The following is a 17,371-nucleotide window of genomic DNA, read 5'->3' as shown; positions in this document are numbered from 1 at the left end:
GTGTGAATTGTGAATCTCCGCCACGTTGTTGGGTTGGGCGGTTATTACTATAAAATCCCCAGGTCGTTACAGTATTTTCCGAATAACTCGAAACCTTTGCGATCGCTTTCCGTTATTTCATAATGTAGTTCCTGCGTGAGATAAGTGCGGACCAAGTCGGAAGGGAGTCTGGATTCTTTTTCGATAATTTCTTCGATATGTGTTAGGCCGTATTTTAAAGAATCCTCATAGAAGCTATCCGGCAATTCCAAGGGTTTTTTAGAAGCCCAAAGCGCGAATATAAACGAGGTGCCCGTGGTTTCATACCACCATTCTGCCAGGTCTTTGACTTCGTAAACTTCCGGATCCCATTCGGCGAATAACGCGTTGTCTCCGAAAAGCATATGGGACCCTCTTCCGATCGAAATTTCTTGTTTGATGATCTTAGGGTCCGTGGGAGAAACTTCCGGCAATTGCCCGGAATCATTATGCACTAATACTCGAACCAGAGCCATACTGGTCCTAGATCCGTTGTCCGTGAGTATTCTGTAAGGAGGATAGTTTTCTTTCTTATTTTTGAAAAACTTAATGGAGCGGACTTGTTGGGAGGCGCAAACCCCGACCTTCATGGAGACGGAAAGTACGTCCGAGTTTCGGAGGCATTCGATCGAGGATATTAACCCTACGTCTACCAGACCCCGTAATAGATAATCCTTTAGGAGAGAGGGATTTTCTGGTACAACTTGATGCTCTGAATTCTGCTCGAATCCCCAGGTTAAGGGACGGGCGTTCAGATGTTTGACGATTCCAATTCTCACTTATTGTTTTTTTCCAGAAAAAAGATCCGTTTTTTTCGCCTATTTACCAGAAAATCGGTGCCTCCCTTCTAAGCCAGAAAAATTAGTTTTTCCTTTCCTTTTCCAGGCTGTTTCCCGACTGTATTCCGAGGTAGGGACCAGTTCGTCCAATCTTATGGAATGAGTCCGTCGGAACCGATGCTGATCAAAGTAGATTATGAGATCCTAAATGGTGATCATGAGGCTTTGCGTGCCTATTTGAATTCTCACGTAGAAGGGAATCCTGCTTCTGTAATTTTGGATCTGGACGAAGTGCAGGTGCTCACCTCGGTCGCTTTAGGCACCCTGGTTGCGTTTGCAAATCGCCTCCGAGGCCAAGGAGTACTCTTGGAAACGATCAATGTCAGCCCTAAATTACTGGAAATTATTAAGTTAGTCTCTTTAGACCAGGCATTGGGTATTCGCTGATTTATGGATGATAATTTTTCCAGTTTCTCTCAGATTACAGACGAAGAGTTCAAATTCATCAAAGATTTGATGTATAAGGAAACCGGAATATTCCTGGCGGATCATAAAAAGATAATGGTCCAATCCAGGCTGAATTCCAGGGCCAGAATGCATAAAATGCAGAATGTTTCGGAATATATCCGAGGTCTGCAGGCCGATCGTAAATTTTTCCAAAGTGAACTCACAGAACTTATTAATCGTATTACTACCAACAAGACCGATTTTTTCCGAGAGAACCATCATTTCGAATTTTTAAAGGAGACCTTCTTCCCTTCTATAGAGGAGAAGGCTTTGAAGTCAGGAAAAAAACAGCTTCGAATTTGGTCTAGTGCTTGTTCCACCGGCGAAGAGCCTTATACGATCGCAGTTACTTGTGCGGAGTATTTTATGCACAAGCCAGGCTGGGATATTAAAATTTTTGCATCCGATATCGATACGAATGTGGTACAAACTGCTCAAGAAGGTATTTATAAAGCGGATCGCCTGGAGCCGGTAAGTGAGGCTCTGAAAAAAAGATATTTTCTAAAGGTAAAGGATCTTTCCGGCAGAAATCAGGACACATACCAAGTGAAACCTGAGATCAAAGCTATGATCGAGTTCCATAAGGTAAATCTTTTAGAAACTCCTTATCCGATACGGGAGAAGATGGATTGTATCTTTTGTAGAAATGTGATTATATATTTTGATAAGGCCACACAGAAGAAAATTTTCGAGAACTTCGAACATGTACTCAAGGACAGAGGCCTTTTGGTGATAGGTCATTCTGAAACTCTTTTCGGTATTTCAGAAGCGTATAAGTTCTTAGGTCATACTGTGTATCAGAAAAAGCCTAAAATTTGATCTTAGTAGGGAAAGTTTTATGTTCAGAACATTTTACATTTTTCTAATAATTGCTCTTTTCTCTTTTTCTTCCTGCAAAAATCGGGAAGATAAGGAGCTTGCAGAATGGGTAGGGAAGGGTGCTTTAGTTGTGGATGTTAGAACTCCTAATGAATACGAAAAACGTCATTTCCCGGGCGCAGTCAATATTCCGATCGATAGTTTACCTTTGAGGGTGGACGAGTTAGGCTCCAAGGATAAACAAATTATTCTTTATTGCCAATCAGGTGGCCGTAGCTTAAGAGCAAAAACCTTCTTAGAGGAAGAAGGTTTTTCTCAAGTAAAAGATGCAGGAAGAATAGACCGTCTATTCTCAGTTGTTTCCGAATAAGTCTTTTCGTTTCCTTTTCTAAACGATTATAGTCTGAATTTTTCGGAGATATTTTTAAGTATCTCCGCAGTATTCGAAAGATTCCTGGACGAAGAGGACATCTGTTCCGATCCGGATGCTGTATTGATCGTATGCTCGTTGATCTGCATGATCACTTGAGAAATTTCCTGGACCGCTTTTTTCTGCTCGTCTGCAGCTAATTTTACCGCTTCCGATTCGGTCCTTACTCTTCCTGCGTTATCCGTCACTGCACGGTTGATATTGGTTTGGGAACCTGTGATGGAATATAATCTATCCATAGCATCGGAAACCTGATCCACGTTACGGATGATCGCATGAATGATCTCAGTGGATGATTGGATTCCTTTGGCTCCGCTGTCCAATTCTCCTGTGTTTTTGGTGATCATCGCGGAGATAGATTTGATAGAAGAAGCGGTCTTTTCAGAAAGTTTTGAAATTTCTTCCGCAACGACTGCGAATCCTTTTCCTGCTTCTCCGGCTCTTGCCGCTTCTATCGCTGCGTTCAGTGCGAGTAATTGGGTTTGGTCGGAAATGTCGTTGATAATCCCTATGATTGCAGTCATTTCTCCCGAGGATTTGAGAATATTCGAGATCATTGCATTCATTCCGGAAAGTGATTCTTCTCCTTTTTTTGCCTGGAGAGAAATGGATTTTGCCATGTTTAGAGTATTTTGGATCTCTTCTCCGATCTGGTTCACACTCTGAGAAAGTTCTGTGATCTTGATCTGGAATTCGGAAATATTATTATACTGGTTGTAGATGGAGCCTGAAATATTATCCATCCCCGCAGACATCTCTTCTACTGTTGCAGACATTTCTTCCGTAGACGCTGCTGTGGATTGAGCTCCATTGGAGAAGTTTTCAGAACTTGCAGATAATTCTTCTGCCGAAGCCGCAAGTTCTTGTGAAATTTTTTGGATCTCTCTTACGGAAGTTCTTAAGCTTTCTAAGAAGGAGTTAGTGTCTTTACTTAGATCTCCTATCTCGTCTTCATGATAAATTTTTAGACTAGCTGTCAGATCTCCTGTGGACATGGAGCGGAATAATTCTCTTGCTTCCTGTAAAGGATGGAGACGAACATTTACTATTCTATAAATAATGAATATAGCAACGATCAAGAATACTAAGGCGAATGCGATGATCCTGAATAACATTTGATGAACCACTTGCGCTAGCTCGTCTTTGGATACCACTGCGGAAACTCTCAATCCGTATTCCGGAACATCGTAAACGGTAGCTATTTTATCTTTTTTGAAAAAATACTCCATATGTTGTTCGGAGGGAAGGGACATTAACTGTTTACCCCAATCCGTTTTGCTTAAATCTAATTTTAAGATCAAAGATTTGTCGGGATGTCCTACCACTACTCCGTTCATATCTGTGATGGCGATATATCCGTCCGATCCGATCGTAATTCCGTTCACTATAGTCTCTGTCATTTTGCTGAGAGAGATCGCAAAACCTAAAATCCCCACCACTTGGTTCCCTTCCTTGGTCGGGACCGTAAGAACTGCGACCGCTTCTCCAGTAACCGGAGAAGGATTTACCTTACTTAAAAGATTTTTTCCTTCGAGGGCGGCTTTGATATTTCCGTCAAAACCTGTTCCTCCCCAACGAAAATTGTTCGCTTTGCCAGTGGCGTCTGCGAATACCATAGGATTTTCTTCGGGAGTGGATAGGAATACGTTCTCATACGTATTATATTTTTTGAATACGTTTGCGAGTATGGGGTTTAGGCTGCCCTTATCTCTGGCGATAGTAGCCTTAATGAATGGAGTATTCGAATTTACGAACTCTGCCAAAGTAGTCTGTTGGTCGAAGAAGAACTTAATATGTTTTCCTGCGAGTTTCGAGATCTTTTTCATCTCGTCGATGTAAGCTTCTTCCACGTATTTTTTTGCAGTAAAGTAGGCGAAGGAAGAAATTCCCACCGTAAGTAGAACGATAGTAATGGTACTTACCGCTAGGATAATAATCTTTAAACTGTTTCTTTGCATTTTTTGAGTCGGACCGAGATCGGATTATATTTTGAATTTTTCGGTTATATTTTTCAGTATTTCCGCGGTAGTTGCAAGGTTCTGAGCCGACGAGGACATCTGTTCGGAACCGGACGCGGTATTTAATGTATGTTCGTTAATCTGAGTGATTACTTGCGCGATCTCTCTTACAGCTCTTTTTTGTTCATCAGTCGCGAGTTTGACACCTTCCGCTTCTGTTCCTACACGATCCGATTGTTCGTCCACGGACCTGTTCACTGATTCTTGGGCGGAAGTGATCTCGAATAGATGGCTCATCGCTTCTCCAACCGAGTCCACATTTTTGATAATGCTATGTAGGATCTCCACTGAGGAGCGAATTCCTTTGGCACCTTCATCCAATTCGGAATTGTTCTTATTGATCATTTCTCCAATAGATTTGATAGAAGAAGCCGTTTTGACCGAAAGTTTGGAGATCTCTTCCGCAACGACTGCGAATCCTTTTCCTGCTTCTCCTGCTCTTGCGGCCTCTATTGCTGCGTTAAGTGCGAGTAATTGTGTCTGGTCGGAAATATCGTTGATGATCCCGATAATAGATTTCATTTCTCCGGAAGACTTCAGGATATTTTCTATCATATTACTCATTCCGGTGAGTGAACTTTCTCCTCTTTTTGCTTCTTGGGAGATGGATTCCGCGATTTGCAGGGTGTTTTTGATCTCTGTTCCTATCTTTCTTACACCGGAAGACAGCTCTTTTATTTTAGTATGAAATTCTAATATGTTCGAATATTGCCTATCTGTGACTGAGGAAATATTCTCCATACCTGCGGACATTTCTTCCACAGTGGCTGACATCTGTTCGGAAGAAGCAGCAGTAGATTGAGCACCTGTCGCAAAACTCTGGGAGGAAACTGTCAATTCTTCCGCAGAAGAAGCCAATTCCATTGCGATACGTTGGATATCCTTCAAAGAATGTCTGAGACTTGCGATAAAAGAATTCAGATCCGCACTCATTGCGCCTATCTCGTCGCTGTATACAACTTGAATGTCCGAGGTTAGATCACCTTGCGCCATGGTTTGGAAAAGTTTACTAGCATTCTCCAATGGACCTAATCTCTTATTTAAGAGAAGATAAAATAGAAAAACTGAAATTCCTACAGTGACTAAACTAGTAAGCCCTATGGAAAGTAGAAGTTCTGTTAAGGCTTCTCTGACTTCCGATTTTGGCTGGATAGCAATTACGGACATTCTCCATTGGTCTAACCTGGAAACTGTAGAATAACGATCTGCACCTTTGAAAGTGAATTCGAAAATTTCTCCACTTTTCAATTCCAACATTTTTTTGCCATAAGCTTCTTTAGCTACGTCCAGATTCATGATCATTTCTTTTTTAGGGTGAGCGATCACTAAACCCGTTTGGCTCATTACGGAAACGTAACCTTGTTCTCCAATGTGGATCTTGTTGATTACTTTTTCGGAAACATCTTCGAAGGAGAGGGCTATGTTTAGTACTCCTACGATATTTGCGCCGTTACGGATCGGAACTGAGATCACTGCAACTGGAAGTCCTGTGATCGGAGATTTTTGAGGAGGTCCTAAATAATGTTTTCCTTCTTGTACTGCGATGACATTCTCTTTTAGCTCGTCACCTTTTGCCTTATAACCTAGAGACTTTCCGTCCAAACTATCCGCTAAGATCCTTTTTTCTCCATCTAAGCTCATTACGAAAATGTTTTCATAAATCCCATATCTCTGATGCACTTCTTTGAAGAGGTCCCCAGCGATCGGTTTTCCTGTAAGTGCAGTTTGTATCGCTCTTGGATCAGCGGCTAACGTTTTAGCCACGTTAGTATGAGAAAGTAAGAATGCATCGAACTCTTGCGCAACCACTGCCACCACGTTTTGCATTTGGTTTAGGTGGTTTTCGGTGATCTTTTTCTGACCGAAATAATAGGCATTACCCGAGATCAATAACGTTAGCACGGTAAGAATGACGATGCCTGCGCCTAGAAGAATGAACTTTAAACTGCTTTTTTGCATACCTAGTATAGGCCTTCCTGAAGAGGCTAAGAGTTATAATAATTCGTCGGCCTAATCGGACAATTCCTTTCAGGCAGTTTGTCACCAGAGCGGATTTTTATTTATGGAGAAGTTGGAACGGTGGCATTGTATCTAGGAAAGACGGACAGTCAAGACTTTAGTGCTTTCGCGTTAGTGAGTTTATAACCTACTTACTTCGGATTATCTAAGGAGATAGGTTTGCCACGATTGTTGGAGTTCCAACATACCATGGAAAGATTGTAAAATCGGGACGGTTCTTGGTTGTCTTTTGGATAAGCAGGTAGAACTTGGAAAACGAATTGGAACCTGTTCATTATTCGGTGCTCTATCGGGAGATTCTATCCTTCTTCCTTTCCGTATTCGATAAGGACCGAGAACTCCTTTTTTTGGATGGAACAGCAGGAGAAGGAGGACATAGTCTTCTACTCTTAGAACAATTCCCCAATTCTAAACTGGTTTTAGTGGATCGGGACTCGGTTATGTTGTCCAGGGCCCAGACTAGACTTTCTGCATATTCTTCCAGAGTCATTCCTATCGAGGCTAATTTTTCGGATCTAGACTCCGAATTCTTGAACGGCTTCGGGGTTGCCAATCCGCCTGACGGTATCCTTTTGGATTTGGGAATTTCTACATTTCATCTTTTACATGCAGGAAGAGGTTTCAGTTTTAGAGAGAACGAACCTTTGGATATGAGACTTTCTTCTTCCGGCGGGATTTCTGCGGAAGATGTGATCAATACCTACCCTGAAAAAGCTTTGAGTAAAATTTTTTACGAGTATGGGGAAGAGCGTTGGACCAAGAAGATTGTAGAAGCGATCTTGGAAAGAAGGAGACACTCTCGCATCGGTTACTCGGGAGATCTTGCACAATTGGTTTCCAGAGTGATCCCAAGAAAATTTTGGCCTCCAGGCAGACATCCCGCTACTAGAGTTTTTCAAGCTTTAAGAATAGAAGTGAATCAGGAACTGCTTCATATAGAGGTCGGTGTCAAAAAACTTTTGGATCTGGTCGCAAAGGGCGGGCTCTTTCAAGTGATTTCTTTCCATTCTTTGGAAGATAGGATCATTAAGAATTTATTTAGAGATTATGCAAGAAGTGGAGAAGCTAAACTTCTCACCAAAAAGCCGGCGCTACCGACAGATGCCGAAACAAAAGAAAATCCTGCGTCTCGTTCCGCAAAATTACGTGTCATCCATAAATCTCTTCCTACCGATACTGAAGATGAAAAGGAGGATGAAGAAGAATGAGCAGGGTTTCAGAATTTTTATCCATTCGTCTTTGGCCTGATCTTGGTTTTCTGTTTAGAATATTCGGTTGGGTAATAGCTCCTTTTAGCATTGCACTTTTATTTGTTTGGCAGAATGTCCAGGTTTCTAGATTGAATCGAGAACTTGCAATCACCTCCCTAGAAAAAGAAAAACTTTTAAAGAAGAACGACGACTTAAAGATTGGAATGGCGACTTATACTTCTGCCCGTAGGATAGAAGCTCTATATCGTAAAACATATCATTATTTGCCGATCACGGTGGGCGATCGGATCATTACCGTAACTCTTCCTCCGGAGAGAAACGAGGCGGAACTTGAAACTTTCAGAGCTCCTTGATCTTTTTCCGAATATTAAAATTATTTCAGGATCTTATACTCCGGATGAAAAGATCAACTTTATCCGCACAGATTCCCGAAAATTAGAACCGAATGATTTATTCTGTCTTCCCGATTCTTCTGGAGATAAGGGTGCAGAATACGCGAAGGCTTCTTCCTCTAAATATATATTAATAGGATCTAAATTAAAAATTCCGAAATTAGAGAACAAGATCGTTTTTAAAACTGATTTGGATCCGGAAAGTTTGGCCGGTCCGATTGCTTCGGTTATTTTAGGAAATCCTTCTTCCAAAATGAAAGTGATCGGTGTTACCGGAACAAACGGTAAAACTTCTTTAACTCATATCTTAGCGTATTTGGGAGAAGCCCAGGGAAAATCCTGCGGATTGATTGGCACAACAGGTGTTAAATTTAAAGGAAGCTTAACCGACACAGGATATACCACTCCTGATCCAAGCAGCCTACAGTCCATTCTGAAAGAAATGTATGATTCTGGAGTGGAATATGTTTTTATAGAAGCAAGTTCTCACGGATTAAAACTGGGGAGAACGAATGGAGTCCAATTTAAAGCGGGAGTATTCTCCAATCTTACCCAGGATCATTTGGATTTTCATCCGGATATGGAAGATTATCTAAAGAGTAAGGCGCTTTTATTTTCTTCTGTAGCTTCTAATTCCGAAACTTTCGGTGTTATAGATTCTGATGCACCCGGCGGAAAAGATTTTAAAACTGTAGTGGAGGCTTCTTCTCCAGATCTAAAAATTTTCTCTCTTGGTAGAAGTTCAGGTGAATTTGAGATCCATTCCGAGGCATTCTCCTTGGAAAAAACTTCTTACCTAATTCGTCTTTCGGATGCCTGGGGTGGAGATACAAATATCACTACCAATCTTCTGGGCGGTTTTAATGTGCGAAATACTGCACTTGCATTTGTGACTGCGCTTGGCTTGGGCTGGGAGAAAAAATCTCTTCTAACCGCTTTGGAAAGTATTCCTCAGATCCCGGGAAGATTCCAAATCTATTATAGTAAGGATAGATCACGTATGGCTGTGGTAGACTATGCACATACTCCGGACGCTTTGGAGAATATTTTAAGAAGTATCCGAAAATCCAAGCCCAAGGAGCTCGTCGCACTTTTCGGATGTGGTGGGGACAGGGACAAAACTAAACGTCCTAAGATGGCAAAGATTGCCCAAGAACTTGCGGATAAAGTGATACTCACGTCCGATAACCCAAGGACAGAAGATCCGGAACGTATCTTAGATGATATACAGGCAGGTCTTTCTCCCGGATATTCTCCAATGCTCAGAGAAGCGGACCGTGCAAAGGCCATTCTTTACGGTATCTCTCAGTTAAAAGAGGGTGGTTGCCTTCTCGTTGCTGGTAAAGGGCATGAAGACTACCAGATCATCGGCAGGGATAAGAGTCATTTTGATGACGGAGAAGAAGTCCAAAAGGCATTCAATTCGTTGGCCTAAAAAAAATGGCGCAGATTCTGGCTTACGTCGATAATTAAGCCAGAGAAGAGGATTTTCTTTTTTACGTTTACTCGTGCTCGGCGTGGGCGAATCTGTCTTCCTAGAAACGATATGTTCTATTTTTTATACGAAAGATTTTTCCAAGATCTAGATTCTTTAAGACTTTTCAGCTATGTAACTGTTCGGGCTTTGATGGCCGGATTAACTTCCATGTTCCTGACTTTTTGGTTCGGGGGAAGGGTGATCGATTTCTTGCACGGATTAAAATTTAGAGAAAGTGTAAGGGACGACGGTCCAAAATCCCATAGCACCAAGTCAGGAACTCCTACGATGGGTGGTCTGATGATCGTATCCGCTTTAGTCGTATCCATTCTTCTTTGGGGGAATTTAAAAAATTCGAATATTCTTCTTCTACTCGTTTGTTCCGTTTCTTTTGCTACTTTGGGGTTCATTGACGACTATATGAAATCCGTAAAAAAGATCAAGGGTGGAATGAGAGCTCGCACTAAATTTGCCGCTTCCGTAGTTTTAGCTGCGATCTTCTGTGGAGTGTTCTTGTATTCTACTGGAGAAGCTCCCAAGGGGACTACAGGCAAAATTCTATTTCATTTGACGGATCTATTCTTGCCTTTCGTAAAGGGACCAATTTTGTCCTGGGGTTATTTTGCGATTCCATTTTCTATTTTAGTAATATTAGGATCTTCTCATGGAGTTAATCTGACCGACGGTTTGGACGGTCTCGCGGGTGGAACTGCGGGGATCGTAGTTGGAACTTTGGGACTGATCGCCTATGTTTCCGGAACACCTGTTGCTGCAAATTATTTGAATATTCCTTATCTTCCTCATGCTCACGAATATAGTGTCTTCCTTGCTGCTTTGACAGGAGCATTAATCGGATTCCTTTGGTTCAATAGCCATCCTGCCCAAGTGTTCATGGGGGACACCGGATCTTTATTTTTAGGCGCTACGATTGGATTAACTTGCGTGATGTTGAAGAAGGAGATCCTACTTATTATTTTGGGTGGGATTTTTGTGGCGGAGTCCTTGTCTGTAATTCTGCAAGTAGGTTCTTTCAAGCTGACTCAAAAGAGAATTTTCAGAATGGCACCTCTACATCACCATTTTGAATTGGGAGGAGTGCCTGAAACCAAGGTGGTCATCCGTTTCTGGATCGCAGCTATTATTCTTGCGATCATCTCTTTATCTAGTTTGAAAATACAATGAAGGCTCTCGGGAGAAAGTTCAAAAATTTTTGGGAATCTCCCGGTTCCCCCTTTGATCTTGTCTTAGTAGGATCCGTATTCTTTCTTTTACTTTTCGGAATATGTGTAATGTATTCCAGCTCTTCCGTTACAGCATGGAGAGAATTCCAAGACTCCGAGTATTTTTTAAAAAAACAATTGGCCTGGGCCATAATCGGCCTTGTGGTGTTCTTCTTCTTTGCAAATTTTCCTTATAAACGTTTGGAAAAATTCGCGTTAGGCGGAATTGTTATTAGTGTCCTTCTATTAGTCTTGGTGTTCATTCCTGGCATTGGAAAATCAGTAGGTACTTATTATGGAAGAAATTTCCATAGATGGATCGGAATCGGACCTTACCAATTACAACCTTCCGAGATAGCGAAATTAGCAGTGGTGATCTATCTATCTTCTCTCATGGTGAAGTTGAAATTAAAAGAGAATCGGGATCCCAAAAGATTCATTCTTCCTGCAGTTTTATTACTTGCTGTCCTGATTCTGATCTTAGCAGAACCTGCTTTCGGGACCACGATGGAAATTTTATTCGTGGTGATTGCGTTCGTATTTTTATTCGGGTTTCCGGTCCGTAACCTTCTTCTTGTAGGACTGGTTTCTCTTCCATTGGCATATCTTCTGATCAGCCAAGTAGGTTATAGAAGAAAAAGGATGGAAGTCTGGCTGGATCCGTATCGTTTTCGCTACGACGAAGGTCATCAGTTGGTAACTTCTTTTAGAGCATTTCTGGATGGAGGCTGGTTTGGAAATAAATTAGCTAGCGGATATGCACATAGATACTTAACTTACAGTCATACTGACTTTGTTCTTGCAACGTATGTCGAGGATTTCGGGTTTATAGGTTTCGTATTTTTCTTTGCTTTGGTGATGATACTTCTTTCCAGAGTGTATGTTCTTCTCAAAAGAGTAGAGGATCCGTTCGGTTTTTATTTAGGAGCGGGGTTATTATTTATTTTAGGGACCCAGTTCGTTATCAATAGTTATGTGGTGACGGGGCTTTTTCCGATTACAGGGATCAGTTTGCCGTTTATGAGTTACGGAGGATCCTCTCTTCTTGTGGTTTTAGCCGCCTTCGGAATCCTTGTCAATATAACGAGACGAGAAAACATAGGCGTATGAGATCGGTTTTAATCGCAGCCGGAGGGACCGGAGGCCATATTTCTCCTGGGGTCGCGCTCGCAGAAAGTCTTGTGGATCGAAAAGATTCTTTAGGTATCTCTGACGTTTTTCTACATTCTCTTATCCGAAATAAGGATAATCCGGATCTAAAACAGGCTCCTTGCGAAGTGCTTTGGCATAATACTCCTTCTCTTTCCGGAAATTTTCTTTTATTACCTTTTCGATATATATTCCAACTTCTAAAGTCTTGGATCAAGTTCAGGCAATTGGGTGTAGACGCAGTGATCGGGATGGGTGGGTATTCAAGCGTTCCTGCACTTCTTTACGCGGTAGTCTTTCGTAAAAAATTGTATTTATGCGAACAGAACTGTATTCCTGGAAAAGTGAATCGGATATTTTTCAAATTTGCGGATAAGGTCGCATTTAGTTTTCCTCCCAAGGATACAAAAGTCTCCTGCACTTGGGAAATATTGGGAAATCCTCTAAGATCTAAAACTGTTCCTAAACTTGCTTTAAAGTTCAGCGAAAAATGGGACCCTAAAAAGAAAAAACAATTTAATGTTTTAGTAATGGGTGGTTCTCAGGGAGCAAGGCAGATCAATAATATGGTAGTCAACCTGATGAAACACGAGGTGATCCAGGAAAGATTCCGTTTTAGAATGCTTACCGGGACAGCACTCTACGACGAGGTTTCTAAAAAAACAAAAGACGCGGATCTGATCTCTTATTCGGATAATATGGCAGAACACTACGATTGGGCTAACCTAGTAATTGCTCGTTCCGGTTCTGGAGTTCTTTCCGAATGCGCGGCTTATGCTCTTCCTATGATCCTGATCCCTTATCCGTTCGCAAAAGATGATCACCAAACTGCGAATGCCAAGTATATGGAAGCGAATGGTGCAGCAGCTTTATTGGAGCAAAGAGACGAGGACGAAAGTAAATTGTTCCGTATCTTGGACAGTTTTGCACAAAATCCGGAACAACTGAACGAAATGTCTATTAGATCATTAGAATGTTCTCATGTAGAAGCCTCAACCGAAACGGTTAGTTTCTTTTTCGATAATACAAAATAATGGAAAGCGGGTCTATCCAGCAAAGATTGGGATTTTCCAAACCCTTTTTTCTTGGGATTGGCGGCTCCGGTATGTCTAGCCTTGCGCATATATTGGCGGATGCAGGGTTTCAAGTTTCCGGCTATGATGGAAAAAAAAGCCAGGTTACCGATAACTTAGAGAAGAAGGGAGTAAAAATATTCTCCCAACTTTCCGATCTCGGAGAGAATATTGAATATGATTCTGCTATCTATTCTTCTGCGATCCGTTTGGATTCTCATCCTATCGCTTCTTTTTTTAGGCAAAAAGGGATCCGTTTTTTTCATAGATCGGAAGTTTTACATCTATGCTTTGAACATCTTACCTGCATAGCAGTGGGGGGCTCTCACGGAAAGACTACGACCACTGCGATGACTTCTCATATCCTCAATGATTTAGGATATTCTCCTTCTGTAATGGTGGGCGGGGATGTTTCCTTTTTGAATGGAGTAGGTGGAAGATTTTCATCCGGTAAGATCGGAGTTTTTGAATCGGACGAATCCGATGGTACATTTTTAAATCATAATGCACAGGTACGTATCCTCACGAATATAGATGAGGATCATCTGGACTTCTATCATACTCGGGAGAAGTTATTGGAAGCATTCTCTCGATTTATTTCTTCCGGAACTCAAACAGTGATTTTGGATATAGATGATCCTGGTATATCGGATTGTTTGGAGTTAATACAGGATAGATCTAAAATTTTCGGGTTCACTTCTTCTACAGAATCGAATATTAAGTCTGCGGGTTTTAGAAATTTAGTACATTATAAAATAGAAAGTAAGAAGCTGAACTTCATTCTAGACGGAAAAGAATTTGAAATCACATCCAGGTTTCCCGGGAAACATTATCTCACGAATTCACTCGCAGGAGTCCTCGCCACCTATTCTTTGGGAGCCGATCCCGATAAAGCTGCTAAGTCTGTCTCTGAATATGCAGGAGTTAAACGCAGATTAGAGTACATCGGAAACAAGAATGGTGTGGATATTTATGATGACTACGGACATCATCCCACTGAGGTCCAAGCAGTACTTTCTTCTATCCGAGAGTTATCCGGAGGACGGGGAAAACCGGTAATCCTATTCCAACCTCATAGGTATACTCGCACCAAAAACTTATACCAGGACTTCGCTAAAAGTTTGGACCAGGTCGAGACTGTTCTACTTCTCCCCATCTATTCCGCAGGAGAAGACCCGATTCCAGGAGTTTCCTCCGAACTCATTGCAAATAAAATGAGGATAAGACCCAGAATTCTCACTGGCAATCTTGGAATTGATCTTTCCACTTTGAAAGAAGTGCTCAAACCCGGAGATGTATTCGTAAGTCTCGGAGCGGGGAATGTTCGGGACTGGGGACTGGAACTCTTGAAAAAAACCGATACCCCATAATTTTCCGAATTCTCGTCAAAGAAATTTATTTTTTCGATAAAGAAATGCCAATCTGGTTTACTTTTATTTTATATTGAATAAAAACTCACTTGGAATAAAGTTAGGTAGAGAAGTATATATGACGATATTTTATTATGGAGCTCTGGATTGTTTAAAAACTTCATATTAAAAAGAGGATATTGGATTGTTCCTCTTGCCTTCGTTCTCTATTTTTTTATTTCAATTCCAACTAATGACGGATTTAATTCTGATTCCGGTCTCAAGTTACTCCAAGCGCGAGGATTATTAGCCTCTTCTTTCAGGGATCAGGAAGTCTTTTATCCAGGTAAACAATGGGACCCGGAATACAGATCTCATTTAAATCGGATGTTTCTGGTAAGGAAACCTGAAGGGGGTTACTGGGGGCAATATTCCGTTTTGTTTGCTGCGATATCTGCACCGATATTATTTTTATTTGGAACTTCTTCCCTTGTACCTTTTTGTATCTTACTCTATTTAGCTTCTATAGTAATATTCCAAATTATTTATAAACCTACACGCTTTACCGTTTTTTTTGCGCTGCTTTGCACTCCTATTATCCTATATTCAATGGAATACAGTGAAAATACTTTATTCTTATTATTTGCCAGTGCAGGACTTTCATTCTATTTTAGGGATCCAGATTTAAGGTGGAATTTTCGGGAACGTTTTTTGGGAGGCATCTTACTTGGAATGACCGTATGGTTTCGCCTGGAACCTTTTATTTTTATACCGGTCTTGGGATTATCGATTGCGATCGTTGAATATAAGAAAATTTTAAATAAGGATTTTTGGAAAGGTAACGGGATATTTGCAATTGGTATAGCGATTCCGATTATTATCTTTCTCATTTTTAATGAAATTGCCTACGGTAATCTATTTGGCCCCCGTTTTGTTGTGAGTGGTAAGACCTACTGGGATGTAATCGTTAAACTTAAGCAGCTATTCGTGTTGTTTTTTTTAGGTTATTGGAAATTGGGATTTTTTGGATATATGCCAATTTTGCTTTGGGTCTTCTTTGATCTTCTTTTTTCAAAATATACCCTTTCGATTCGTGAGAGGGTTTTAATCTTAACGATCTTGATATTCGTTCCGACATTAAGTTTCTCGGTAAATACAGAGGCTTTTGTTAGCTGGGGCCCACGATACTTATCGTTAGCGATTTTTCCGGGACTATTCTTACTGGATAGCTGGTATCGAAGAAAGTTCGAAAATACAAATCAAAAACTTAATATAGCTATATTACTTGTACTTATAACGGTTTCTCTCTGGGCCACTTTTAGGGGCTTGCAGATGATTCGTGCTTCCTATAAACAGATTAAAAACCTTTCGGAAGAATTTACACAATTAAAGCCAGATTTTTTAATCACGAGTAGTTATATAATCGGCGGTCATTTCGGGCGCCTTTCGCTTAGTACTCCTTGTTTCTTTGTTAATACTTTGGATGAAGCGGAATCTCTTTCAGAGAGACTATTCAAGTCCGGTAAAGAAAAACGAATTGTTTACTTAGTTACCAAATACCAAACGGAAGATATAGAGCGAAAAATGGAAGGAGGGCAGATCAGTTCGTTTTCCCAAAGATTGAAGGATATAACTCCTCATATAATTTCGTATCGTGATTTTGGGAAAACGAATACCGAAGAGTTCCTGAAATACTTAACCAACTCAACTACGTTTGTTGAAAGTAAGGAAACTCATTATTATACGGCTTATATTTTCAGCACAAAAAGTACCGACGAAAAGTCTCGTTAGTTTGTAATCCACCTCGATTTACTTTGGGTTTTATTTTAGGATCCTTTTTGGAAAAAAGGGGGTCTTAAAATATTATTGGACTATATTTGAATATGAATTTAACTGGTACAAGCCTGAAATTTATTGAATGAAACTAGTAATTAACATTCCTTGTTATAATGAAGAAAAGACTCTCGCTTCAGTATTGAGTGAAATTCCCAGAAAGATTCCCGGCATAAAAATAATCGAAATTCAGGTCGTGGATGATGGTTCCACGGATCGCACTTCTGAGATTGCTGCTTCATTTGGTTGTAAAATTATTTCTCATAAAAAAAACTTAGGACTGGGCAGAGCATTCAAGTCCGGAGTAGAAGCCGCCTTGGAAAGTGGTGCGGATATTTTTGTAAATACGGATGCAGACAACCAATATCCTTCTTCTCATATTCCTGAACTGATCGCTCCAGTGATGGCGGGTTCTATGGACATAGTTATTGGGAACAGAGTTCCTTGGAAGGTGGAGCATTTTTCTCCTTTAAAAAAGATCCTTCAATGGTTTGGGAACTTGGTTGTTAGGACTCTAATCGGAATTGACATACCGGATACCGTTTCCGGCTTTCGAGCATATTCCAAAGAAAGCCTTCTAAGATTAAACATAACAACTAAGTTTTCCTATGTTTTGGATACAATTGTTCAGGCAGTGAAGATGGATTTAACAGTTTCATCTATTCCAATTCGCACGAACCCCCCGACTAGAAAATCTAGACTTTTTAAAAATATTTTCCAACATATGTGGAAGTCGGGAACCTCTTTGGTAAGATTATTGATTATTTATAGACCTTTTCAATTTTTTGGGGTTCTCGCGATTACAACTTTCATTCCAGCATTGGCGATAGCGATCCGGTTTTTGATCTTTTTCTTCTTGGGAATTGGTAAAGGGCATGTGCAATCACTATTATTCGCGGTTGTGTTAGTGATTATATCTGGATTATTTTTGGTTTCCGCGATCCTGGCGTTTTTGGTCGGGATGAACCGAAAACTAAACGAAGAAATTTTGTATTATGAGAAGAAGAGAACTTTTCGATCTTCTAATCAACCGAAGACTACAAAAGTAAAGAAGTGAAGAGATTTGTTTTCCTCGCC

15 protein-coding genes are annotated in these 17,371 nt (G+C 40.8%); 12 read left to right on the top strand and 3 right to left on the bottom strand.

Annotation, left to right across the window (positions count from 1 at the left end; all coding sequences use genetic code 11):
* Nucleotides 1-47: 47 nt before the first annotated feature.
* A complete protein-coding gene (locus CH365_RS17360; RefSeq protein WP_100769804.1) occupies nt 48-797 on the bottom strand; it encodes a menaquinone biosynthetic enzyme MqnA/MqnD family protein in 750 nt (249 codons plus the stop codon).
* Nucleotides 798-974: 177 nt separating this feature from the next.
* Here CH365_RS17360 and CH365_RS17350 point away from each other — a divergent pair, with 177 nt between their 5' ends.
* From CH365_RS17350 to CH365_RS17340, 3 genes are read left to right on the top strand one after another with little or no spacing between them, the layout of a single operon-like run.
* Nucleotides 975-1,244 (top strand): STAS domain-containing protein, encoded by a 270-nt coding sequence (locus CH365_RS17350; protein WP_100724165.1) that lies wholly within the window; start codon nt 975-977, stop codon nt 1,242-1,244.
* Between the two features lie 3 nt (nt 1,245-1,247).
* Nucleotides 1,248-2,123: a CheR family methyltransferase gene (locus tag CH365_RS17345; RefSeq protein ID WP_100769802.1), complete on the top strand. Its 876-nt coding sequence runs from the start codon at nt 1,248-1,250 to the stop codon at nt 2,121-2,123.
* A gap of 19 nt (nt 2,124-2,142) precedes the next feature.
* Entirely contained in the window at nt 2,143-2,493 is a 351-nt protein-coding gene (locus CH365_RS17340; protein ID WP_100769801.1) for a rhodanese-like domain-containing protein, read from the top strand.
* 26 nt (nt 2,494-2,519) lie between these two features.
* Here the strand turns inward: CH365_RS17340 and CH365_RS17335 are convergent, their stop codons facing one another.
* Together CH365_RS17335 and CH365_RS17330 are read right to left on the bottom strand one after the other, a co-directional pair.
* The gene (locus tag CH365_RS17335) at nt 2,520-4,511 is read right to left on the bottom strand and encodes a methyl-accepting chemotaxis protein (protein WP_100769800.1); all 1,992 of its coding nucleotides are present in this window, start codon (nt 4,509-4,511) and stop codon (nt 2,520-2,522) included.
* Nucleotides 4,512-4,535: 24 nt separating this feature from the next.
* Nucleotides 4,536-6,530 (bottom strand): methyl-accepting chemotaxis protein, encoded by a 1,995-nt coding sequence (locus CH365_RS17330; RefSeq protein ID WP_100769799.1) that lies wholly within the window; start codon nt 6,528-6,530, stop codon nt 4,536-4,538.
* A 308-nt stretch (nt 6,531-6,838) separates the two neighbouring features.
* Between CH365_RS17330 and rsmH the strand changes: the two genes are divergently transcribed.
* From rsmH to CH365_RS17285, 9 genes are all read left to right on the top strand, one after another.
* Nucleotides 6,839-7,798 carry a 16S rRNA (cytosine(1402)-N(4))-methyltransferase RsmH gene (gene rsmH / locus CH365_RS17325; RefSeq protein WP_100769798.1) on the top strand — a complete coding sequence of 320 codons (960 nt, stop codon included), beginning with the start codon at nt 6,839-6,841 and terminating at the stop codon, nt 7,796-7,798.
* Nucleotides 7,795-8,154, top strand: a complete 360-nt coding sequence (locus CH365_RS17320) for an FtsB/FtsL family cell division protein (RefSeq protein WP_100769797.1) — start codon at nt 7,795-7,797, stop codon at nt 8,152-8,154. The genes rsmH and CH365_RS17320 overlap by 4 nt, the downstream gene beginning before the upstream one ends.
* On the top strand, nt 8,132-9,628 hold the full coding sequence (locus CH365_RS17315; protein ID WP_100769796.1) for a UDP-N-acetylmuramoyl-L-alanyl-D-glutamate--2,6-diaminopimelate ligase: 1,497 nt from the start codon (nt 8,132-8,134) through the stop codon (nt 9,626-9,628). The genes CH365_RS17320 and CH365_RS17315 overlap by 23 nt, the downstream gene beginning before the upstream one ends.
* A gap of 111 nt (nt 9,629-9,739) precedes the next feature.
* Nucleotides 9,740-10,852, top strand: coding sequence for a phospho-N-acetylmuramoyl-pentapeptide-transferase (mraY, locus tag CH365_RS17310; RefSeq protein ID WP_100769795.1), 1,113 nt, complete (start codon nt 9,740-9,742; stop codon nt 10,850-10,852).
* The gene (locus tag CH365_RS17305; protein WP_100769794.1) at nt 10,849-12,000 is read left to right on the top strand and encodes an FtsW/RodA/SpoVE family cell cycle protein; all 1,152 of its coding nucleotides are present in this window, start codon (nt 10,849-10,851) and stop codon (nt 11,998-12,000) included. The genes mraY and CH365_RS17305 overlap by 4 nt, the downstream gene beginning before the upstream one ends.
* On the top strand, nt 11,997-13,073 hold the full coding sequence (locus CH365_RS17300; protein ID WP_100769793.1) for a UDP-N-acetylglucosamine--N-acetylmuramyl-(pentapeptide) pyrophosphoryl-undecaprenol N-acetylglucosamine transferase: 1,077 nt from the start codon (nt 11,997-11,999) through the stop codon (nt 13,071-13,073). The genes CH365_RS17305 and CH365_RS17300 overlap by 4 nt, the downstream gene beginning before the upstream one ends.
* Nucleotides 13,073-14,482, top strand: coding sequence for a UDP-N-acetylmuramate--L-alanine ligase (murC, locus tag CH365_RS17295; protein ID WP_100769792.1), 1,410 nt, complete (start codon nt 13,073-13,075; stop codon nt 14,480-14,482). The genes CH365_RS17300 and murC overlap by 1 nt, the downstream gene beginning before the upstream one ends.
* A gap of 147 nt (nt 14,483-14,629) precedes the next feature.
* Nucleotides 14,630-16,252 carry an LA_3751/LA_3752 family putative glycosyltransferase gene (locus CH365_RS17290; RefSeq protein ID WP_100769791.1) on the top strand — a complete coding sequence of 541 codons (1,623 nt, stop codon included), beginning with the start codon at nt 14,630-14,632 and terminating at the stop codon, nt 16,250-16,252.
* A gap of 127 nt (nt 16,253-16,379) precedes the next feature.
* Nucleotides 16,380-17,351, top strand: coding sequence for a glycosyltransferase family 2 protein (locus CH365_RS17285; RefSeq protein WP_100769790.1), 972 nt, complete (start codon nt 16,380-16,382; stop codon nt 17,349-17,351).
* The last annotated feature ends 20 nt before the right edge of the window (nt 17,352-17,371 follow it).

Source organism: Leptospira neocaledonica, assembly GCF_002812205.1.
Taxonomy (GTDB): domain Bacteria; phylum Spirochaetota; class Leptospiria; order Leptospirales; family Leptospiraceae; genus Leptospira_B; species Leptospira_B neocaledonica.
Note: the sequence above shows the minus strand (reverse complement) of the source record. Positions and strands in the feature narration are given on the sequence as shown.